General features: G+C 67.1%; 23 protein-coding genes and 3 tRNA genes. 12 read left to right on the forward strand and 14 right to left on the reverse strand.

The annotated features are described in order from the left end of the window. The first annotated feature begins 3 nt into the window (after positions 1–3). From H9532_RS12135 to H9532_RS12155, 5 genes are all read left to right on the forward strand, one after another. A complete protein-coding gene (locus H9532_RS12135) occupies positions 4–549 on the forward strand; it encodes a DUF177 domain-containing protein (protein WP_296368839.1) in 546 nt (181 codons plus the stop codon). Beyond that, the gene (locus H9532_RS12140) at positions 546–2,036 is read left to right on the forward strand and encodes an AAA family ATPase (protein WP_296368842.1); all 1,491 of its coding nucleotides are present in this window, start codon (positions 546–548) and stop codon (positions 2,034–2,036) included. Before H9532_RS12135 ends, H9532_RS12140 begins: the two co-directional genes overlap by 4 nt. Positions 2,037–2,129: 93 nt before the next feature. Further along, on the forward strand, positions 2,130–2,291 hold the full coding sequence (locus H9532_RS12145; RefSeq protein WP_296368844.1) for a hypothetical protein: 162 nt from the start codon (positions 2,130–2,132) through the stop codon (positions 2,289–2,291). Positions 2,292–2,305: 14 nt separating this feature from the next. Further along, positions 2,306–2,470, forward strand: a complete 165-nt coding sequence (locus H9532_RS12150) for a 2TM domain-containing protein (RefSeq protein ID WP_296368845.1) — start codon at positions 2,306–2,308, stop codon at positions 2,468–2,470. 18 nt (positions 2,471–2,488) lie between these two features. Next, positions 2,489–3,661: an aminotransferase class V-fold PLP-dependent enzyme gene (locus H9532_RS12155; RefSeq protein WP_296368847.1), complete on the forward strand. Its 1,173-nt coding sequence runs from the start codon at positions 2,489–2,491 to the stop codon at positions 3,659–3,661. Here H9532_RS12155 and H9532_RS12160 read toward each other — a convergent pair. From H9532_RS12160 to yidD, 3 genes are all read right to left on the reverse strand, one after another. Further along, entirely contained in the window at positions 3,658–5,178 is a 1,521-nt protein-coding gene (locus H9532_RS12160) for a UDP-N-acetylmuramoyl-L-alanyl-D-glutamate--2,6-diaminopimelate ligase (RefSeq protein ID WP_296368850.1), read from the reverse strand. The genes H9532_RS12155 and H9532_RS12160 overlap by 4 nt on opposite strands. A gap of 106 nt (positions 5,179–5,284) precedes the next feature. Next, positions 5,285–5,539, reverse strand: a complete 255-nt coding sequence (locus tag H9532_RS12165; RefSeq protein ID WP_296368851.1) for a glutaredoxin family protein — start codon at positions 5,537–5,539, stop codon at positions 5,285–5,287. Next, positions 5,539–5,775, reverse strand: a complete 237-nt coding sequence (gene yidD, locus H9532_RS12170; protein WP_050778733.1) for a membrane protein insertion efficiency factor YidD — start codon at positions 5,773–5,775, stop codon at positions 5,539–5,541. Before yidD ends, H9532_RS12165 begins: the two co-directional genes overlap by 1 nt. 146 nt (positions 5,776–5,921) lie before the next feature. Here yidD and rpsD point away from each other — a divergent pair, with 146 nt between their 5' ends. Then, complete coding sequence (gene rpsD, locus H9532_RS12175) at positions 5,922–6,530, forward strand: 30S ribosomal protein S4 (protein WP_010303956.1); 609 nt, start codon at positions 5,922–5,924, stop codon at positions 6,528–6,530. Between the two features lie 83 nt (positions 6,531–6,613). On the opposite strand, the gene H9532_RS12180 is transcribed toward rpsD, so the two are convergent. The 6 genes from H9532_RS12180 to H9532_RS12205 all read right to left on the reverse strand — a co-directional run bounded on the left by H9532_RS12180 (position 6,614) and on the right by H9532_RS12205 (position 10,727). Then, positions 6,614–6,844, reverse strand: coding sequence for a hypothetical protein (locus tag H9532_RS12180; protein WP_296368854.1), 231 nt, complete (start codon positions 6,842–6,844; stop codon positions 6,614–6,616). 210 nt (positions 6,845–7,054) lie between these two features. Next, entirely contained in the window at positions 7,055–7,939 is an 885-nt protein-coding gene (gene trpC / locus H9532_RS12185) for an indole-3-glycerol phosphate synthase TrpC (RefSeq protein ID WP_296368855.1), read from the reverse strand. A 4-nt stretch (positions 7,940–7,943) separates the two neighbouring features. After that, positions 7,944–9,386, reverse strand: a complete 1,443-nt coding sequence (gene lpdA, locus H9532_RS12190; RefSeq protein ID WP_296368857.1) for a dihydrolipoyl dehydrogenase — start codon at positions 9,384–9,386, stop codon at positions 7,944–7,946. 36 nt (positions 9,387–9,422) lie between these two features. Further along, entirely contained in the window at positions 9,423–10,223 is an 801-nt protein-coding gene (locus H9532_RS12195; RefSeq protein ID WP_296368859.1) for an RNA methyltransferase, read from the reverse strand. Next, the gene (locus H9532_RS12200; protein ID WP_296368861.1) at positions 10,223–10,471 is read right to left on the reverse strand and encodes a hypothetical protein; all 249 of its coding nucleotides are present in this window, start codon (positions 10,469–10,471) and stop codon (positions 10,223–10,225) included. Before H9532_RS12200 ends, H9532_RS12195 begins: the two co-directional genes overlap by 1 nt. A gap of 172 nt (positions 10,472–10,643) precedes the next feature. Next, positions 10,644–10,727, reverse strand: a tRNA-Leu gene (locus H9532_RS12205). 147 nt (positions 10,728–10,874) lie between these two features. On the opposite strand from H9532_RS12205, the gene murA reads away from it, so the two are divergent. From murA to H9532_RS12230, 5 genes are all read left to right on the forward strand, one after another. Then, positions 10,875–12,170, forward strand: coding sequence for a UDP-N-acetylglucosamine 1-carboxyvinyltransferase (gene murA, locus H9532_RS12210; RefSeq protein ID WP_296368863.1), 1,296 nt, complete (start codon positions 10,875–10,877; stop codon positions 12,168–12,170). Between the two features lie 26 nt (positions 12,171–12,196). After that, positions 12,197–12,278, forward strand: a tRNA-Leu gene (locus H9532_RS12215). 41 nt (positions 12,279–12,319) lie between these two features. After that, on the forward strand, positions 12,320–13,531 hold the full coding sequence (locus H9532_RS12220; protein ID WP_296369062.1) for an aspartate aminotransferase family protein: 1,212 nt from the start codon (positions 12,320–12,322) through the stop codon (positions 13,529–13,531). After that, the gene (locus tag H9532_RS12225) at positions 13,501–14,724 is read left to right on the forward strand and encodes a Mur ligase family protein (protein WP_296368865.1); all 1,224 of its coding nucleotides are present in this window, start codon (positions 13,501–13,503) and stop codon (positions 14,722–14,724) included. Before H9532_RS12220 ends, H9532_RS12225 begins: the two co-directional genes overlap by 31 nt. Before the next feature lie 20 nt (positions 14,725–14,744). Beyond that, complete coding sequence (locus H9532_RS12230) at positions 14,745–15,269, forward strand: pentapeptide repeat-containing protein (RefSeq protein WP_296368867.1); 525 nt, start codon at positions 14,745–14,747, stop codon at positions 15,267–15,269. Here the strand turns inward: H9532_RS12230 and H9532_RS12235 are convergent. The 3 genes from H9532_RS12235 to H9532_RS12245 are packed head-to-tail and all read right to left on the reverse strand — an operon-like array spanning position 15,266 to position 18,318. After that, a complete protein-coding gene (locus H9532_RS12235; protein ID WP_296368869.1) occupies positions 15,266–16,681 on the reverse strand; it encodes an FAD-binding oxidoreductase in 1,416 nt (471 codons plus the stop codon). The two genes, H9532_RS12230 and H9532_RS12235, sit on opposite strands and share 4 nt — an antisense overlap. Before the next feature lie 7 nt (positions 16,682–16,688). Continuing rightward, positions 16,689–17,990, reverse strand: coding sequence for an amidohydrolase family protein (locus H9532_RS12240; protein ID WP_296368871.1), 1,302 nt, complete (start codon positions 17,988–17,990; stop codon positions 16,689–16,691). Next, positions 17,980–18,318 (reverse strand): DUF4359 domain-containing protein, encoded by a 339-nt coding sequence (locus H9532_RS12245; protein ID WP_296368873.1) that lies wholly within the window; start codon positions 18,316–18,318, stop codon positions 17,980–17,982. Before H9532_RS12245 ends, H9532_RS12240 begins: the two co-directional genes overlap by 11 nt. A 111-nt stretch (positions 18,319–18,429) precedes the next feature. Between H9532_RS12245 and H9532_RS12250 the strand changes: the two genes are divergently transcribed. Next, positions 18,430–18,502 (forward strand) — tRNA-His (locus H9532_RS12250). A 44-nt stretch (positions 18,503–18,546) separates the two neighbouring features. On the opposite strand, the gene H9532_RS12255 is transcribed toward H9532_RS12250, so the two are convergent. Next, a complete protein-coding gene (locus H9532_RS12255) occupies positions 18,547–19,647 on the reverse strand; it encodes a DUF1611 domain-containing protein (protein WP_296368875.1) in 1,101 nt (366 codons plus the stop codon). Beyond that, positions 19,647–20,711, reverse strand: coding sequence for a dipeptide epimerase (locus tag H9532_RS12260; protein WP_296368876.1), 1,065 nt, complete (start codon positions 20,709–20,711; stop codon positions 19,647–19,649). Before H9532_RS12260 ends, H9532_RS12255 begins: the two co-directional genes overlap by 1 nt. Positions 20,712–20,821: the final 110 nt, after the last annotated feature.

Raw genomic sequence — 20,821 nt, forward strand, 5'->3', positions numbered from 1 at the left:
TCGATGAGCGCAGCGCAACCGGCGGGTGATCCCCTGCAGCCGGTGCCGCTGCAGGAGCTGCGGCCCCTGGCCGAAGGCCGCCACTGGCATGTGGATCAAACCCTCAGCGAGCTGGAGAGCCTGACCCCCGTGCGGGGTGAACTCCACGCCGTTCATCGCGGCAACATCCTCGAGGTGGATGGCCACGCCAGCACGATCATCACCCTGCGCTGCGATCGCTGCCTGCAGCACTACAACCATCCCCTGAGCTTCGAGCACCACGAGGTGCTTTGGCTGGGTGATCAGGCACGTCTGGAGGGCATCGCCGCCGACACCGTGCTGGAGGGGGGCAGTGATGTGCTCGAGCTCGACCCCGACGCGCTCACAGAAAGCCTCGATCCCACAGGCAACTTTGATCCTGAACACTGGGTGTTTGAGCAGCTGAGCCTGCAGCTGCCGCTCGTGAACCGCTGCGGCAGTGATTGCCCCGGCCCCGAGCTGCTTGGCGCGCCCGCTGAAGACGAACCGATCGATCCGCGCTGGGCGGCCCTCAAAAAGCTGCAGCCATGAGCCAGGCCTGGGCCGACCACCTCGATCTGCTGATCCGGGCGCGAACTCCCATCCTCTGGATCCGCAGCCAGGAGGAGGAGCGCATCGCCGCCCTACTGGCTGCCGCAGCCCGGCGCCTCGGAAACCGAGCACTGGCCCGCTGGGATTTCATCAGTGGCCTTCAGGGCTGGCCTGGGCGCGATGGCGAGGCTGCACGCAATCCTCTGGCCGCCCTTGAGAGCCTGTCCGCCCTTCCCGCTGAGCAGCCCGCGTTGCTGGTCCTGAACGACTTCCACCGCTACTGCGAGGACGCCAGCATCTGCCGCAAGCTGCGCAACCTCGCCACCAGCCTGCGCCAACAACCTCACACAGTTGTGATCACGGCCACCGACTGGCAGCCGCCTCGCGATCTCGATGAGTGCATCACCCTGCTGGATCTGCCCCTGCCGGATCAGCAGGAAATCGAGGCACTCCTGCGCAACATTGCCCAGGCCAGCGGCAACACCCTGGATGTCACCGTGCTCGAGCAGCTCAGCCAGTGCTGCAGCGGCCTCAGCGAACAACGCATCCGCCAGGTGGCTGCCCTGGGCCTTGCCAGCCGCGGCGAACTGGGTCTGGCCGATCTCGACGAGGTGCTCGAGGAAAAACGCCAGGCCATCGCCCGCAGCGAACTGCTCGAGTACTGCCCCACTGAAGCCACCCCCGCCGATATCGGCGGACTCGATGCCTTGAAGCGCTGGCTGGAGCAGCGCCACATGGCCTTCAGCGATGACGCACGCCGCTACGGCCTGCCGCTGCCCCGCGGTGTGCTGCTGGTGGGCCCGCAGGGCACCGGCAAATCACTCACCGCCAAGGCGATCGCCCACAGCTGGACGATGCCGCTGCTGCGCCTGGATGTAGGCCGGCTGTTCGCCGGGCTGGTGGGCGCTTCAGAAGCGCGCACCCGCGACATGATCCAGCGGGCCGAGGCGATGGCCCCCTGCGTGCTCTGGATCGATGAGATCGACAAGGGCTTCGGCGCTGCCGGCGATGGCCGCAGCGATGGCGGCACCAGCCAGAGGGTGCTGGCCAGCCTGCTCACCTGGATGGCGGAAAAGAGCAGCGCCGTGTTTGTAGTGGCCACGGCCAATGGTGTGGAGAAACTGCCGCCAGAGCTGCTGCGCAAGGGCCGCTTCGATGAAATCTTCCTGCTCGACCTACCGGATGCGGCTGAGCGCAGCGCCATCCTCGATCTGCAGCTGAGGCGCCGCCGCCCTGATCACACCCTGCCGCTGGAGGTGGTAGTGGACCGCACCGCCGGCTTCTCCGGCGCCGAGCTGGAGCAGGTGGTGATCGAGGCCATGCACCAGGCCTTCAGCGAGCAACGCGAGTTTGGCGAGAGCGATCTGATCAGCGCCGCCGCTCAGTTGGTACCGCTCTCGCGCACGGCGCGGGAACAGCTGGAAGCACTGCAGCAGTGGGCCAGCAGCGGCCGCGCCAGGCCCGCCTCCACCCGCCAACGCAGCTGACATTGCGCCGCGTAACGAAGACCAACGCCAGGTAAAGAAGCCAGGTCTTGCGCCGTTGCCCCCAGCAAGCTGCCCGCAATCGAGCCCAAGCCCGTGGAGCAGCGTCCAGCCCTCACCACCCAACTGGCCGTTGCCTGCCTCGGCGCCGGCGTGATCACCAGCTTTGCCGTAGCCCAGGGCCAAAACCCGCTCACCGCTCTGAGCATCACCCTGTTCTCAGCCGTTGCGGCTGTGATGGTGGGTCAGGTGATCTGACGGCTCACCAGACCATGACGAGCCCTGATGCCGTATGGGCAGCCAGCGGCCGCGGCTATTTCTGGCCGATCTGGCCGATCTTCGGCTGGGGCGCGAGCATGGTGATCCAAGGCTGGAAGATGAGCCACCCGCTGCGGCCCTTCAGCGAGGACGAGATCCAGCGTGAAATGCTGCGCTGATCGGATCGATCACCGCCCTTGAGCTCCCTCCTGCGCGATCTCTGCCCCGCCCTCGCCAACAAGACCTACTTCAACTACGGCGGCCAGGGCCCCCTGCCCAGACCTTCTCTTGAAGCGATCAATGCCAGCTGGCAGCGCATTCAAGAGCTTGGGCCCTTTACCGGGGCGGTTTGGCCGTTCATCGAACAGGAAACCGCACGGGTCCGCCACGCCTTGGCTGCTCTCTGTGGCGTGGGGCCCCATCGTTTGGCCCTCACGGAGAACGTCACCAGCGGCTGCGTGCTGCCGCTCTGGGGCCTGCCCTGGAACGCTGGCGATCAGCTGCTGATCAGCGACTGCGAACACCCTGGCGTGGTGGCGGCCTGCCAGGAATTGGCGCGGCGCGAACGCCTGGAGATCCGCTGGCTCCCGGTGCTGGAGCTCTGCCGCAACACACCACAATCCGATCTCGATGACGCCGTGCTGGAGGCCCTGGAGCGGGCCCTCACCCCAAGCACGCGCCTGCTCGCGCTTTCGCACCTTTTATGGAATAGCGGCAGCGTGATGCCGATCACGGCTGTGGCCGACCGGCTGAAGCAGGATTCCAACAAGCCCTGGCTTCTGGTCGATGCGGCCCAGTCGATGGGGTCGATCCCTGCAGAGGAGGCCGCTGCCGCCGCCGACATTTATGCCTTCACCGGGCACAAATGGTGCTGCGGCCCGGAGGGTCTCGGCGGTGTCGCCCTCTCCGAGCGGCTGCTCGAGCAGGCGCAACCCACGCTGATCGGCTGGCGCAGCCTGCGCCACGAGGCCTCCGCCGGCAGCAGCTTCCACAGCGATGCCCGCCGCTTTGAGGTCGCCACCTCCTGCCTGCCGCTGTGCACCGGCCTTGCCACCTCGCTGGAGCTGCTGGCGGCGGCGGGCACAGCCGAGCAACGGCTGGAGCGGATTCAGGCCGGGAGCCACCGGCTCTGGCAGGGGCTGCAAACGATCACGGGGGTGAGCACCCTGCTGCCGGAACCTCCGCGGGCAGGACTCGTGAGCTTCACGCTGGCTGGACTCCCCAGCGCCTCAGTGGTGGAGCACCTTGGCGCCCAGGGCCTCTGGATCCGGCGGCTGGATGATCCGGATTGCCTGAGGGCCTGCACCCATATCACCACCGCCGAAGCGGAGATCGACAAGCTGCTGGAGGCCCTGAGCGCGTTGGCCTAACAAGGCCGATCACGCAGCGCTTTCTCGGCTTCTTCGCGATCGTCGAAGTGGATCTTGGTGGTTCCGAGGATCTGATAATCCTCGTGGCCCTTCCCGGCGATCAGCACCAGATCGTCCGGCTGCGCACCCGCCACCACAGCAGCGATGGCTCGGCCCCGATCGGCCTCCACCTGCACCGCCACGCCCTCTGGAATACCAGCGATCACGTCGTTGAGGATCTGCTGAGGGTCTTCGGTGCGGGGGTTATCGGAGGTGACCACCACCTGATCGGCTAAGCGCGCCGCAATGGCGCCCATCAGGGGCCGCTTGGTGCGATCGCGATCACCACCGCAACCGAACACGCAGATCAACTGCCCCCGCGCAAACGGCCGGCAGGCCTTCAAGGCGCTCTCCAAACCATCGGGTGTGTGGGCGTAATCCACCAGCACCGCTGGCAACGAGCCTTCGCAGCACTCAGCCCGACCCACGCCGACCCGCTCCATCCGTCCCGGCACCCCCCGGAAAATGGTGAGGCCCTGCAGCAGGTTCGCCAGGGGCAACCCTTGCTGGAGCAGCGCCCCCACCGCCTGCAGCTGATTCATCAGGTTGAAGCGGCCCAGCAACGGCGACTGAAAGGCCCCGCTCCCAACCGGACTCACCAGTACCCCGCTCACCCCTTCGGAGCTGAACTGCAGCTGCTCCATCCGCAGCTCGGCATCGCTGCCATCCTGCAGGGAGCAGCGCCAGGCATGCCCGCCCAGCCGTTGTGCCAGCCTCTCGCCCCAGGGATCGTCCACATTCACCACCGCCGTGGCCTGGCCCGGCTTGAGCTCGAGGAAGCCAGAGCCGAACAGGCTGGCCTTGGCCTCGAAGTAGGCCTCCATCGACGGGTGGTAGTCGAGGTGATCCTGAGTGAGGTTGGTGAACACCGCCCCGGCGAACCGGCAGCCGCTGACGCGCTGTTGATCCAGCGCATGGGAGCTCACCTCCATGGCCCCCACCTGGGCACCGGCCTCAGCGGCCTGAGCCAGCTGCCCCTGCAGCACATCGGCGAAGGCCGTGGTGTGTTGCGCGGTGACGCTGTGACCAGGCCAACGGTTGACCAACGTGCCAAACAGGGCCGAAGGCATGCCGCCATGGTCCGCGAGATGCTCGATCAGGTGGGTGGTGGTGGTTTTGCCATTGGTGCCGGTCACCCCGATCAGGTGCAGGCGTTGGCTCGGCTGCTGCCAGAACTCCGCCGCCAGCATTCCGGCCCAACGGGCCACGGGTTCGGTGACCACCAGCACCGGATCATGATCGGCGGGAGGGCAGGCCTCAGCGGCAGCACGGCCGATCACAGCCAGCACCGCACCAGCCTTGAGCGCCTGAGGCCAAAACACCCCGCCATCCACTTGCGCGCCAGGCAACCCCACAAACACGGTGCCTGGCCCCACACGCCGCGAATCGCAGCTGACGCTGGTCACCTCACCGTTGGCCAACCCAGGCGGCACCGCCAGGCCAACCTGACGCAGCAGAGGGTGAAGCCGATCGGACATGGCGGCAGCGCTGATGCGCTTGTTTTAAGCGCATTCCAGGCCGGCACGGTTGCCGCTGCGACCAGTCTTGTGAGCCTCAGGCAAGACTGGAGCGCCGGCCGCCCGCTCAGGCCACGCCTTGACCCTCCAGCCAGGCGCGCAGCTGGGCAGCGGGCAAGCGCGGCGACACCCGCGGCAACTGCCGCTCCTGGCCGGCCTCGCGCAACAGCAGCACCGGCACCTCCAGATCAAAACGGGCCAACAGCTGTGGATCGGCATCCACATCCAGCCGACTGAACGGCAGTGCCAGAGCCGCCAGCTTCTCCTCGAGGCCTTCGCAGAGGCAGCAGCCCTCGCGGGTGATCAGCACCAACTCAGTCATCAATCGGGCACCGGGTCGCAGCCACAGGGGGTGAAGGGATGGCAGCGCAACAGACGCCGCAAGGTGAGCCAGCTGCCCCTCCAGGGGCCGTGCCGCTCGATCGCCTCCAGGCCGTAGGCACTGCAGCTGGGGATGAAGCGGCAGCGCGGTGGCCCCAGCAGCGGCGAAATGAACAGGCGGTAAAAGCCGATCAAGGCCAGGAGCAACCGTTGCAGCAGCTGGTTCATAGGCGGCATGAGGGTGAAACCAGGGCTGAGCGATAGGATCGACAACTGGCGTGGCAACAGCCCGCTGGATGAGCTGTCTGCTTCGCGAGATTCTCGCAAGGCCGCTCTACCAGCCACGGCTCGCACCGCTCCATTGCCCAACCACACGGTTTTCTATGTCTCGCTACCGCGGCCCTCGCCTGAGGATTACGCGGCGCTTGGGAGACCTTCCCGGTCTCACCCGTAAGTCCGCCAAGCGGTCTTATCCCCCCGGTCAGCACGGCCAAGCCCGTCGCAAGCGCTCCGAATACGCCATCCGCCTCGAAGAGAAGCAGAAGCTTCGCTTCAACTACGGCATCTCCGAGCGTCAGCTCGTGCGCTACGTGAAGAAAGCCCGCGCCCAGGAGGGTTCCACCGGAACCAACCTGCTGAAGCTGCTCGAGAACCGTCTCGACAATGTGTGCTTCCGCCTCGGCTTCGGCCCCACCGTTCCCGGTGCCCGTCAGCTGGTGAACCATGGCCACGTGACCGTGAACGGTCGCGTCGTGGACATCCCCAGCTACCAGTGCAAAGCCGGTGATGTGGTCGCCATCCGCGAGCGCAAGCAGAGCAAGAAGCTGGCCGAAGGCAACCTGGAGTTCCCGGGTCTGGCCAACATTCCTCCCCACCTCGAGCTCGACAAGAACAAGCTGACCGCCAAGGTGATCAGCAAGTGCGAGCGCGAGTGGGTCGCTCTGGAAATCAACGAACTGCTGGTGGTGGAGTTCTACTCCCGCAAGGTCTGATCTTCAGGCACCCCTTCAGCAGCAAAGCCCCCGCACCGCGCGGGGGCTTTTTTATGCGGCTTTTTCTCGCGGTTGATCAGTGATCAGTCGCCACAGAACTCCTTCACCCAAGCGATCGCATCGCTCTTCGAGATGCCTTTGTAGTCCACGTTGTAGGAGCCATCCTCGGTGCAGGCTCCGTTCACGAAGGAACCGTCGTTCCAAAAGACAGCCATGTGGTAGCCGTCGTCGCACACCTTGATCGGTTCACCGCCATCATCCACATCAGCTTCACATTCACCGGCCTTCCATTGCTCAGCAGAGGCTGGTGACACCACAAGCATTCCAGGCGCCAAAGCGAGTGCGGATGCAGTAACCAACGCTGCAATCAATCGATGCGACAGTCGAGCAGACGAATGAGGGCCGAAGCTGTTGACACGTAAGGCCATACCAGGCAACCGCCCGTGGATCCAATCAATCTAGGCAGGAAGTTTGCATTGGCCATTCCTTGTACTGAATCAATGCAGACCTCTAAACCGCCAACCTCATCCAGCAATCAGAGTCTCGAGCGCAGCTGTCACATCCGGCTGACGCATCAGGGATTCACCGACCAGCACCGCATCGGCGCCGGCACTTTGCACACGATCGAGATCGTCACGGCTGAACAGCCCCGATTCACTCACCAACAAGCAGCCCTTGGAGCGGAGTTGATCGCCATAGCGCTCGGTGAGCTGCTCGGTGGTGGCCAGATCCGTTTCAAAGGTGGCGAGGTTGCGGTTGTTGATCCCGATCAACTGCACACCCTCGAGGGCCAGCACCCGCTCCAGCTCCTCGGCGTCGTGCACCTCCACCAAGACGGTGAGTCCGAGGGCGCGGGCCACCTTCAGCAGGTAGGCCATATCGGCATCGGTGAGGATCGCCGCGATCAGCAGGGCTGCATCGGCACCGGCGGCGCGGGCTTGATATAGCTGATAAGGGCTGAGGATGAAGTCCTTGCACAGCAGGGGCAAGTCCACCACCTGGCGCACTTGCACCAGCACCTCAAACCCGCCCTGGAAGAACTGCTTATCGGTGAGAACTGAGAGGCAGCTCGCACCACCAGCGGCGTAGCCCTGGGCAATGGCAACCGGATCGAAGTCTTCGCGAATCACGCCTTTGCTGGGGCTGGCCTTCTTCACCTCGGCAATCACCGCCGGCTTGCAGCAGGCCGCTTTCAACGCCCCCAGGAAGTCGCGGGTTAGGGGCAGCTCGGCCACCTGCTTCTTCAATTGATCGAGGCTGACGCGATCCCGGGCAGAGGTGACCTCGCGGTCTTTTTCCCAGACGATCTTCTCGAGGATGTTGCGGGGTTCGCTCTCCTCATGGGGGATGGCGTACTCCAGGTGAGCCACCTTCACCTTGGGGTTGGGCGGCCGGCGACGGATCTCCATCGCTTCAGGCTCCCACGGCCATGGCGGCCTGCTTGTAGGCCACTTCCACCACTTCGCTCAGGGTGGGGTGGGTGTGCACCTCCGTCACCAGCTGCTTCACGCTCTGGCGGCGGGCGACGGCGTTGGCGATCTCCTGGATCAGATCCGCCGCGTGCAGACCATAGATATGGGCGCCGAGCACTTCGCCGGTGCTCTTGTTGAACAGCAGCTTCATCAGGCCATCGCTCTCGAGCTCAGCTAGGGCCTTGGAGTTGGCCTTGAAGTAGCTGCGCACCGAGCCCAGCTCAAAGCCTTCCTTGGCGGCAAGCTCCTTGGCATCGGCTTCGCTCAAGCCCACCGAGCTGATCTCGGGGTGGGTGAAGGTGGCCGCTGGAATCGAGCGGTAATCGATCTGGCGAGGGTGGCCCAGGATGTTGTCCACGGCCACGGTGCCCTGGGCAGCGGCGGTGTGGGCCAGCATCATCTTTCCGGTTACATCGCCCACAGCCCAGAGGTGGGGTACGGGTGCACCGTTCACCAGCACACGCATGGCGTCATCCACGGGAATGAAGCCGCGGTTGGTTTCAATGCCGCAGGCCTCCAGGTTCAGACCCTTGCTGCTGGGCACACGGCCGGTGGCCACGAGCACCGCATCCACCTCCAGGGTTTCCACGGGCTCTTTGGTCTGCATGTCCACCAGCTCGATCTGCACCGGCGAGCCGGGCTTGATCGACTTGGCCAGCACGCCGGAGCGAGCGTCGATGTCGCGGCCGTCGATCAGGTTGCGGGCGGCGATCTTGGCGATGTCGGGATCAAAGGTGGGCATCACCCGATCCAAGGCCTCGATCATCGTCACCTCACAGCCCAAGGCCGTGTACACATCGGCGAATTCCAGGCCGATGTAGCCGCTGCCGATGATCGCCAGCCAGCGGGGCAACCACTCCAAGCTCACCGCTTCGTCGCTGGTGAACACGGTGCGGCCATCGGTTTCGATGCCAGGCGGCACAAACGGATCAGAACCGGTGGCGATGATCACGTCGCGGCCGCTGAGCACCCGGTCGACACCGTTGATCTCCCGCACACCCACCTTCTGGGGGCCCTCCAGGCGGCCAGCGCCACGGATGATCGTGACGCCCGCACGCTCCAGGGTTTTGGTGAGGTTGCCGCGAATCGTGGCCACCAGCTGATTGGCGTGATCAGCGATCTTCTGGCGCTCGAAACGCACCGGTGCTGCATGAATCCCGAAACCCTTGAGGTGCTCGGCATCGGCCAGCTCACGCACGCGGCCGCTGGCGGCCAGCAACGCCTTCGAGGGCACGCAGCCGCGGTTGACGCAGGTGCCGCCCATGTCGCGGCTTTCGATGATGGCGGTGCGCAGGCCGTGGTCGGCAGCGTGCTTGGCCGCATCGAAGCCGCCATAGCCGGCGCCGATGACGATCACATCAAAATCGAAGCTGCCGTCGCTCACCGGTTGCCCTGCGCAGTTGGCGGGCATTCTCTCCTGTCAGGCCCCCTCAGCAGCGTTGCAGTCCTGGCGCCAGCGCTCCAGCAGTAATGGCGCGGCCGCCACCGCCACATTCAGCGATTCCACCGCAGCGCTGTGGGGAATGGTGATCCGATGGGTGGCCAAGGCCGCCAGCTGCGGATCCAGGCCCGCCCCTTCATTGCCCATCATCAAGATGGTGGGGCGGGTCCAGTCGAGCTGCCAGTAGGGCTGGGCGCCAGGCTGCACCTCGGTGGCCACCAGCTGCTGGCCAGCCGCAGCAGCCCGCTGCAGCAAGGGCAGCAGCGCATCACCCTGAGCGAGCCGCAGCAGCGGCAACGCCAACGCAGCGCCGGCGGAGGCCCTCAGCACCTTGGGTTGCAGAGGGTCGGCGCCGCCCCCAAGCCACACCTCATCCACACCAGCCGCCAGTGCCGTGCGCAGCAGCGTGCCGAGGTTGCCGGGATCCTGGAGCTGATCAAGCAGCAGCACGAAGGAGCCATCGCCCCTTGCGATGGGCAAGGCCTCTCTAGCCAAGGTGGCCACCACACCATCCGGGTGATCGGTGGTGGCCACTGCAGCCATCACCTCATCGCCTACGGGCTGCAGCGGCAGGGACCCCGCCGCCAGCAAGCCGCCGTTGCGCTCGATCCAGCCTGGGGTCGCCAGCACCTGTTCGGGCCGCAGACCCAACCGCAGCAACTCCTGCAACTGGTGGGTGCCCTCCAGCAGCAGCAAACCCTGCTCTCTCCGGCCCTTGGGTTGATGCAACGCCCTTAGGCGCCCCACCAGCGGGTTACGCCGGCTGGTGATCAACTCCATCAGAAGGCTTCGCGCCGGCGGACGTGCAGACCGTCCTCCACCTCGAGTCCATGCTCATGCAGCGCCAGGCCGCGCACCGCAGCCACTTCACCTTTGAGACCCTCGGCGCTGAGGTTTTTGATCAACTCCTTGATCAACACGTCCTCCACGGTTTTTTCATCGAGGGCATCGGGGGTGAGCGCCTCTAGGAAGCGTCCGATCTTGGCCGCCACGACATCCGAGGCATTGGTGATCTTGAGAACGAGCATCGACGGGCCGTGCAGCACAAACGATGAAAGCAGCAGCCGGGGTACCGGCGCTGCGTTTCAACCCTGGCAAGCCCAGCCGAGAACAGCAACAGCTGGCAGCCACCCGATTGGGCTAATGATCCGAGGGCAACAAGCAATAAAAAAGCTCCCCTCAATGAGGAGAGCTGTTCAGTGCGGATGGGGAGACTTGAACTCCCACGACATTGCTGCCACTAGTACCTGAAACTAGCGCGTCTACCAATTCCGCCACATCCGCAGGGGCTGGCGTGTCGCGTCGGCGACCCCGGAAATGTACCCCATCAGGGGTGGCGCCCCTGGGCCAAGCCAGTTCCGGCGCCGGACGTCTTGCCGGTCTCAGGGCCGATTGTCAGGATGAGGCACCTGAGGCGGGACGCCTGTAGACATGACTGTGACCGCTGTCCCGTCTCAACAGATTCTCAACCCCCAGCTTGAGATTGCGGGCAATCGCCGCCTCTCGGGCGAACTGCGGGTGAGCGGCGCCAAGAATTCAGCCCTGGTGCTGATGGCCGCCAGCCTGCTCACCGAAGACCAATTGCGGCTGCGCAACGTGCCGCCCCTCACCGACATTCAGGGCATGGGGGAAATCCTGAGCTCTCTTGGGGTGAAGGTGCGCCGCAATGGCGAAAGCCTCGAGATGCACGGATCTGGGCTCAACCAATCCGCGCCGCCCTACGAGCTGGTGAACAGCCTGCGGGCCAGCTTCTTCTGCATCGGCCCGCTCCTGGCACGGCTGGGTATTGCCCGGGTGCCCCTTCCCGGTGGCTGCCAGATCGGCACCCGCCCGGTGGTGGAGCACGTGAAGGGTCTGAAGGCGCTTGGGGCCCAGGTCACGATCGAGCACGGTGTCGTGTCGGCGGTGGTGCCCGGCCGCGGCCATCGCCTCAAGGGGGGCCGCATTCACCTCGATTGCCCCAGCGTGGGCGCCACTGAAACGCTGATGATGGCGGCAGCCCTCGCCGAGGGTGAAACGGTGATCGAAAACGCCGCCCTCGAGCCGGAAGTCGTGGACCTGGCCGGCCTGCTCCTGGCCATGGGCGCCAAGGTGCGCGGCGCCGGAACCCCCACCATCACGATCGTGGGGGTGGAGCGCCTCCACAGCGCCGACTACGCCGTGATCCCCGATCGGATCGAGGCCGGCACCTTCCTGCTGGCCGCCGCCATCACCCGCTCAACGCTCACCGTGGGGCCTGTGATTACGGATCACCTTGGTGCGGTGCTCACCAAGCTCGAAGAAGCCGGCTGCAAGCTCAGCATCGACGGCACGTTGGTCACGATCAGCGCTGAGGAAATCCGAGCGGTGGATCTGCGCACCCAACCCTTCCCGGGCTTCCCCACCGATCTTCAGGCCCCGTTCATGAGCTTGCTGGCCACGGCCCAGGGAACGAGCGTGATCACCGAAAACATCTTCGAGAACCGGCTCCAGCATGTGGCCGAACTGCAGCGCATGGGCGCTGCGATCCGCGTGCAGGGCAGCACCGCCTTCATTGAAGGGGTCGCGCGCCTCAGCGGTGCACCGGTGCAGGGCAGCGACCTACGGGCCTCTGCCGCCATGGTGCTGGCCGGCCTGGCGGCGGAAGGCATCACCACGGTGCAGGGCCTGGAATACCTCGATCGCGGCTACGCCGATTTCGAGGGCAAGCTCAACCGCGTCGGCGCCTCGATCCGCCGCGTCGGCTGAAGGCTGACCCTTAAAGTCGGCCACGCGGGAGCGTGCCGGAATTGGTAGACGGACTCGACTCAAAATCGAGCGCCTTCGGGCATGTGGGTTCAAGTCCCACCGCTCCTATGACTCCGCCCCCTCGCATCACCCCCGCCAGCTCGGCGGTGATGCAGACCTACGGGCGCTTCCCCCTCGAACTGGTGCGCGGCCGGGGCGTGTGGGTGTGGGACAGCCAAGGCCGGCGCTATCTCGACGGGGTGGCCGGCATTGCGGTGTGCACCCTCGGCCACAGCAGCGCGGTGATGCGCCGGGCTCTGGGCCGGCAGCTGCGCAAGCTGCAGCACGTGTCAAACCTGTATCGGATCCCTGAGCAGGAACAGCTGGCGGCCTGGATCACCGCCAACAGCTGCGCCGATGCGGTGTTCTTCTGCAATTCCGGCGCCGAGGCCAACGAAGGCGCGATCAAGCTGGCCCGCAAGCACGGCCATCAGGTGCGCGGCATCGGCAATGAGGCCGGCGGCCCGCTGATCCTCACCGCCCAAGCCAGCTTCCACGGCCGCACCCTGGCGGCGGTGACCGCCACCGGTCAACCCAAGTACCACCAAGGCTTTGAACCGATGGTGCAGGGGTTCCGCTACTTCCCCTACAACGACACCGCCGCCTTCGAGGCCCTGTTGGCCGAATGCGAGAAGGATGGTCCGCGCGTGGCCGCCGTGATGCTGGAGCCGCTTCAGGGCGAAGGCGGCGTCAACCCGGGCAACCAGAGCTTCTTCCGCCGGGTGCGGGAGCTCTGCGATCAGCACAACATCCTGCTGATCTTCGATGAAGTGCAGGTGGGCGTCGGCCGCACTGGGCGCCTTTGGGGTTATCAGAAGCTCGGTGTGGAACCCGATGCCTTCACCCTGGCCAAAGGACTGGGCGGCGGCTTCCCCATCGGCGCGCTGTGCGTGAAGGCGGCTGCCGATCACCTCAGGCCCGGTGAACATGCCAGCACCTTCGGCGGCAACCCGATGGCCTGCCGCGCCGGCCTCACCGTGGCGGAGGAGCTGGTGCGCCGCAACCTTCCCGCCCATGCCGAGGCCATGGGCCAACTGCTGCAGGAGCAGCTCGCCGGTTTGGTGGCGCGTCACCCCACCCTGGCGGAGGGCTGCCGCGGCTGGGGGCTGCTGCAGGGGCTGGTGCTCAGGCCCGAAGGCCCTGCCGCCATTGATGTGGTGAAGGCGGCCATGACCGAAGGGCTGCTGCTGGTGCCCGCCGGCACCAATGTGGTGCGCTTCGTACCGCCCCTCACCATCGAACCCCGCCACATCCGCGAAGCGGTGAAGCGTCTGGAACGAGCCCTGATCGCGTGCCAGGCCCAGACCCCTTCAGCGAGCTGATCGCTCCCTTCAGTCGCCGGGGCGTCGACCTTGGCCTGGAACGCCTGCAGGCGGCCCTGGCGGAGCTGGGCCATCCCGAACGGCGTTTTGCGGCGATCCAGGTGGCCGGCACCAACGGCAAGGGCTCGATCAGCACAATGCTGCACGCCATTGCAGGTGCCGCCGGCATCCGCTGCGGGCTCTACACCTCGCCCCATCTGCTCAGCTGGTGTGAGCGCATCCGCCTGCCGGAGAGCCTGATCAGCGAGGACGCCCTGCAACGGCTGCTGCGGAACTTGCAACCGCTGGCCCTGCGCCACAACCTCACCCCCTTCGAGCTGATCACCGCCGCCGCCATGCAGGCCTTCGCTGAGGCCGGCGTGGAGCTCGCCGTGCTGGAGGTGGGCCTGGGGGGTCGCCTCGATGCCACCACGGTGCATCCGGATCGCCAGGTGCTGGCTTTCGCCAGCATCGGCCTCGATCACACCGAACATCTGGGGCCCACGATCGCGGCCATCGCTGCTGAAAAAGCCGGCGTGCTGCATCCCGGGGCCTCAGCCGTGAGCGGCCCGCAAACCGAGGAGGCCGCCCAGGTGCTTCGCCAGCTGGCGGCCCGCCAGGGCTGCGCGCTGCGTTGGGTGAAACCTTTGGCCCCGGCGGACCAGGGCGGCCCTGCGCTGGGGCTGAGGGGGGATCTCCAGCGCAGCAACGCCGCTGTGGCCAGTGCGGCAGCCGAGGCCCTGGCGGATCGCGGCTGGCCGATCACCCCAGCCGCGATCGCCGAGGGGCTGCGCCAGGCCCGCTGGCCTGGCCGGCTGGAGCTGCGCCGATTCCAGGGCCAGCCGCTGCTGGTTGATGGCGCTCACAACCCACCGGCCGCCGAGGCGCTGCGCCGCGAATTGGATCAACGCACCCACGAAGAACCGCTGGGGCGGCGCTGGCTGATCGGCATCCAGCGCCACAAGGATGCGCCGTCGCTGCTGCGCACCCTGCTGCGCGAGGGCGATGCGGTGCGGGTAGTGGCCCTGCCGCAGGAGCACAGCAGCTGGAGTGCCGGCGATCTCGAGGCCGCAACAGGGTTTCAGCTGGAGACAGGGGCCCCTGAGCTAGCCAGCAACCTGGCCTGGCTTGTGGACTCACCCGCCCTGCCTGTGGCCTGCGGCTCGCTCTATCTGGTGGCGGAGCTACTGCCCCTGCTTCAGACGACAGACTGATCGCAGACGCCCGAGCCGCCATGCCGATCCGCCGCCTCATGGCCCTTGTGGCCAGCCTCTGGCTACTGGTGGCCGCCTTGCCGGCTGTGGCTCTCGACACGAGCACCGGAGTTGGCCTTCAGGATCGGGCCCTGTTCCAGGACACCGTGGATTACACGCTCACCAACCAGAGCGGCAAAGACTTCTCCGGCCAGCAGCTGGCCAACACCTCCTTCGCCGGCGCGGTGGGCAAGGGCACCAACTTCGCGGGCGCCGATCTGCACGGTGCGATCTTCACCCAGGGGGCTTTCCCCGAAGCCGATTTCAGTGGCGCTGACCTCAGCGATGTACTGCTCGACCGCACCGACATGAGCCACACCAACCTGCGCGATGCGCTGCTGGTGGGTGCGATTGCCGCTGGTGCATCGTTTAATGGCGCCGACATCACCGGCGCCGACTTCAGCGACGCCCTGATCGATCGCGCCGATCAACGGCAGCTCTGCGCCCAGGCCAGCGGCACCAACCCCCGCACCGGCGTCGACACCCGAGCCAGCCTCGGCTGTTAAGCGCCAACCAGCGCTGAACGCTCGAGCCAGCCGCGCAGCTTGCCGGGATTGAGCAGCCCGGCAGGGTCGTAGGAGGCCTTGGCCGCCACCTGCTCGGCATCCACGCCGCCCAGGCCGCCATCTTCCACGGTGATCGCGTGGGGGTTGAACAACAGGCAGCCCAGATCGCAGGCCTGGCGGATCAGCTCCTCCAAGGCCTCGCGGCCGCGCCAGCGCACGAGCGGTAGACAGGCCAGCCGCTGCTGCCCCTGGGCCCGCACAGCCTCCAGGTGCCAAAGCACGTCGTGGCCCCAGCGCTGGCGGAGCGCCTCGAGGGCTGCCTGCTCCGGCTGGGGCAGCAGCAGTTGCAGGTAGGTGAAGCCGGGGTCGTGGCTGCGGGCGTGCAGGGTGGTGTGGTTCCAGCACAGCTCCCGCAGCGGGATGCCCCGGCTCTGCCCCTGGGGCGCCTCCCACACCAGCTGCCCCCCCAGGCGCGGCAGCAGCGCATCCAGAGCCAGCCGTGCATCCGGCGCCGCCAGGATCAACAGGCGATGGCCCGATGCCGTGGCAGGAGGGCAGCCCTTGGGCCACGGCATCCATTGCGCCACAGGCCCCTCCAAGGCGCAAAGGGCGTTGAGCAGCAGGGCCGTGTTGGGCAACTGCTGTGCCGCCGCCAGGGCCTGCTCCCAGGATGCAAACTCCAGCACCCACTGCTGCCAGGGCACGGCAGCTGCGCTGGCCATGGTGGCGCTGGTGATGATGCCGTTGCAGCCATAGGCGTGGTTGATGGCCTGGGCTTCCGCAGCTCCGAGCTGCAGCAGCCGCGGCGTGGATTCAAGCGTGACGATCTCAAGCCCGAGCAGATGGCCTGGATCCCGCAGAAATCCCCAGCGCAGCGAGCCGATCCCACTGGAGCCGCCGGCCAGATACCCCGCCAGGCTGGCGCTGCGCACGGTACTGGGCACTAGGCGCAACTCACGGCCCCGCACCTGCAGCTGCTCCTCCAGATCGACCAGCAGAATCCCCGCCTCCGCCGTGAATACGCCGCTGGCGGGATCGAGCTGCTGCAATCGGTTCATGGCGCTGAGCTCCAGCACCAGGCCGCCGGCCAAGGGCGTGGCTTGGCCGTAATTGCCGGTGCCGGCACCGCGCAGGGTGAGGCTCACCCCATAGCGCCCGCAGGCCGCCGCCACCGCCAGCACCTGTTCCGCGTTCACGGCCCGCACCCCAAGTTGCGCCCGCAACCCCTGAAGCAGCGGTTGCAGCACAGGTGAATACACAAAGGCATCGGCGGAGAGCTGCTCCAGCTCTCCGCTGCTGCGCAGGGGCATCAAGCCAGCCGCCCGCAGATCAGCAGCCAGCTGCTCCAGCTGCTGCGCCGAGGCCGGTTCCGGCAGGGGCTGCGGCAGGGCGCTGGGCAGCAACGAAGCCATCAAGCAATCAACAGGGTGTTGGAGTCTCCAGCCTGGCAAGGGCTGGCGAGGGCTGCTGCGTGGGCGCCGCCGGCAGCCATTGGCCGCTGCGCAGCACCCGCCGCTGGGGCGGACGGGCCAGCAGCTCGCTCCAACGGGTGGCGCTGGTGATCACCAGATCAGCCGGGGAGCCCTGGCGCACGATCCCATCCCACGCCAGACCCAGCATGCGCGCTGGCGCTGTTGTGAAGGGGGTCAGCCCCTGGCGCTGCCAGGGTGAGCAGTGGCAAACACGGCTGGCCAGGCGCAGCAGCTCGAGGGGGTCAAAATCGCTGCCGGGATCCCAGGGGTCCTGCACGTTGTCACCGCCCACAGCCACCACCACCCCGGCCCGCTGCAACTGGCGCACCGGCGCCAGGGGGCGCTGAGCCAAATCGTCATCCCCGCGCCTCCCGAGCAGCCAGAGGTTGGTGGTGGGCAGGGCCACCACTTCCACCTGCAAGCGCGCCAGCCGCTCCGCCAACCGCTGCTGCGCTGCGAGCGGCAACAGACCCATGCTGCTGGCATGGCTGCAGGTGATCGGCAGCTCCGGCCGCCGGCGCTCCAGCTGCTCCAGCAACAGCGCCACCCCCTGGCCGGGGGCCTCGCCGCTTTCATCCACGTGCAGATCGATGCCGCAGCCGAGCTGCTCGGCCAGCTGCAACATCTCCTGCAAGGCCTGGCGGTCTCGGCGGGCGCGGGGATAGGGCGGTCCGAGCACACCCCCCAACAAGCCGCCGGCCTGCGCCACCCGCTCCGCCAAGGCCCGACCCGCCTCAGTGCTCCAGTGACTGATCGGCACCAGGGCCACCAGCTGCAGCTCCACGCGCCCGAGCCAGTGCTGCTTGAGCTCCAGCACGGCCTCCCAGCTAGCCGCGGCTCCCGGCCCGCCACTGTCGATGTGGCTGCGGATGGCACGCAGGCCATAGCGCCAGGCCTGATCCAGGCCGCGACCGGCGCGCTGGCGCACCTGCTCGAGGGTGCGCTGCTCGCCCTCCCGCAGATTCACGCTCAAAGCGGTAGCCATCTGGCCGCTGCGGTTGGGGTGCTGCGCCCAGCTGAACGCCTTATCGAGATGGGCATGGGCCTCCACTAGAGGCGTCAGCGCCAGGGGCAACCCCTGCGACGAAGCCAGGGGGCGGATCGCCGCCACCCGGCCGGCCTGCAGCTCAAGCTGCACCGGCACCAAACCATCGGCATCCCCGCAGGGCAGATCGCGCTGGCAGGGATCCAGCAGCAGGCGCGGCAGCTGCAGGTTCAGCCTGCTGGGCCCGGGCGCATCAGCCCTCATCACGGCTGGCTTGAAGGGTCACCAGCTGGCCGGCCACCCCAAGCGTGAGAATCCGATAGCGCGGCAGACGCAGACCAGGCAACAGCGACTGCCCACCGAGCTGGGTGCTGTAGAAGCTGAACAAACCGGCATTGGTGCGTGTGCTGCCTTGCAGGGCCAGGCTGCCCAGCACGCGCTGCTGCCCTTGCACCAGCTCGGAGCAGTTCTGAATCAAGAGCCGCGCCACCATCGGCAGGCCGCCCTGATCGCAGAGCTCCTCGTCCACCAAACGCACGAGCCGCTCACCGGCGAACTCCTCAAAATCCTGTTCGTCAGGGTTGGTGGCCACCAGGGCTCCCCCAAGCGCCACGGCCGCGAGGCACCACCCCCATGGCCTGCTCAGCCCGCCAAGCCGCTCCATTCGAGGCTGCACACGCATTGATAGGATCGCGCAGCCCTGGCGGGCGTAGCCAAGTGGTTAAGGCACCGGATTGTGATTCCGGCATTCGGGGGTTCAAGTCCCCTCGTCCGCCCCTGAACGAAAGCTCCATCACTCGTTGAGTGGTGGGGCTTTCGCCTATGCGGCCGCAGGCTTCTTCAACAAAGCTGCAGGCGGTTCGAGCAGAGCTGCCAGCAACTGCTCAGCCCCGTGGCGCACCGGATCAACCACCGGCAAGCCGGTGAGCGCTGTGATCTGCTGGGCTTCGCGCTCCGCCTGGACCGCATCGAGCAAGGCGGTGTTCAGCGCGATGGCCCGCACCCGCGGCCGCCACCCGTCGGGCCGGCCCAGGGCCGCCAACGCCTCACAGGCCGTGATCAGCTCCGGCAGCGGCGGAATCGCCACGGGGGCCGCGCCTGGCCGCGTGCGCACATGGCTCTGACCAGCGCGGTGCACCAGCAGCAGATCTGTGGGCTGGCTGCCGCGTAGCAACGGCAAGGTGGCCGTGGAGCCCGGATGCGCGAGCGAACCCTGCCCCTCCACCAGCACCCAGGCCTGGGGCCCGGCCCCCTCCGCCACGGCCATCACCGCCGACTCCACGGCTCCAGCGGCGTAATCCACCCGCACCGCATCGAGGGCCACACCCTGGCCGCTGATCAGGATGCCGGCCTGGCCGGTCCCCACAAAACGCGCATCGATACCGGAGCGCTGCGCAGCCCGCTGCAGCTCCAAGCAAGCGCTCATCTTGCCCACAGCCATATCGGAGCCCACCGCCAGCAACCGCCGGCAAGGCAGCGCTGCACAGCGCGCCGCGGCCACCTCCAGCTCCGCCGGCTCATGGCGCAAATCCCAGATCCACTGGCCCGGCGCCAGCGGGATCGCAGCAAACTCCGGATCCGCCGCCAGGCGGCTGTGCAAACCACTGGCCAGGCTCAGCCCCGCCCGCAGCGCCGCCACCACATCGGCGCGCATCTCGAGCGGCAACCGTCCGCCGGAGGGGGCCAACCCCACCACCGCCACAGCCGGGCCAAACGCCAGGGCGGACTCCAGATCCGCCACCACGGGCACTGGACGATCGATCCCGGTGATCGCACGAAGATCGCTGCCAGCATGAGCGGGATCAATCACCGCCACGATCGGACCCTGGCGGTAGCGGAGCATCGCCAGCCCGGTCTTGCCGGAGAGGTTGTCGAGGCCGCCGTGCTGCAACAGCACCAGCGGAGCATCAGAGCTGAGCATCAGGCCACCTCCTGTAGCCGCTGGGCACCCAGGCCGGGCCGCGCCGGCGGCCGCAGCACATCTCCATCCCGATCGGGTCCGGCGAAGGGGTCATCGATCAGGTTGAGATGGCTGTCGAGATCCGGCCACTGCACCAACGGCAACAACTGAGCAGCGCCGCTGTTGAGCAGGCCGCCATCGGAGTAGCAGCCGAGCATCACCCCAAGCCCGAGTCGCCGGGCGGTGCGCGCCATCAGCAGCCCCTCGCTGAGGCCGCCGCACTTCACCAATTTGATGTTGATGCCATCCACATGGGGGGCCAGGCGCAGCAGATCGCCCAGATCCCAGCAGCTCTCATCCGCCACAACAGGAATCGGCGCCAGCCCCTGCAACGCCGCAAAGCCGGAGGTATCAGCCTCAACATCCCGGAGCGGAGCCAGCGGTTGCTCCACCAGCACCACCCCCTGCTCCGCCAGCCAGGGGATCATCTGCCGGGCCCCCGCCAGATCCCAACCGCCGTTGGCATCGATTTGCAGTTCATCGCCCGGGCGCAAGGCGGCGCGCACGGCCTGCACCAGCGCACGGTCGTGATCGAGGCCATCGGGCGATCCCAGCTTGAGCTTGATGCGGGTGGAGGGGAGCTGCCGCCGCCAGCGCTCAAGCCGCGCCAGCACCGCCGAGGGCTCCCCCAACCCGAGGGTCACGCTGGTGGCGACACAAGCTCCCGGATCCAGGCCCCAGAGCCGGTGCAGCGGCTGCCCCAGGCGCTGCCCCCACCAATCGTGCAGGGCCAGATCGAGGCCGCAGCGGGCCGGCGGGCTGAGGGACTCCAGCAAGGGTTCCAACGCTTGTAGAGGCTGAGGATTCAGCGGCTCGAGCGCAGGCCCAAGGGCCTCCAGCTCAGCGGCGATGGCGGTGGTGTCGTAGCTGCGGTGGCCGGTCTCAAAGCCACCGGTCTCGCCGCGACCGATCAAGCCCTCGTGCTCGAGCTCGAGCCACAGGTGCTCCACTGCGGTGGTAATACCGCGGCTGATCGCCAGCGGCACAGCCTTGCTCAGGCGGAAGCGATGCAAGCGAAGGCGCATGGCCCCTCGGCGCTGCCTTCAAGCTGGCATGTGGACGCCACAGCCGCCAGGCCCGAAGGCGGGCAGAGCTGATCGGCTGCATCTCCGGGAGTGGGACCACATCAAGCCAG

This window comes from Vulcanococcus sp. Clear-D1 (genome assembly GCF_014654725.1).
Lineage (GTDB): Bacteria > Cyanobacteriota > Cyanobacteriia > PCC-6307 > Cyanobiaceae > Vulcanococcus.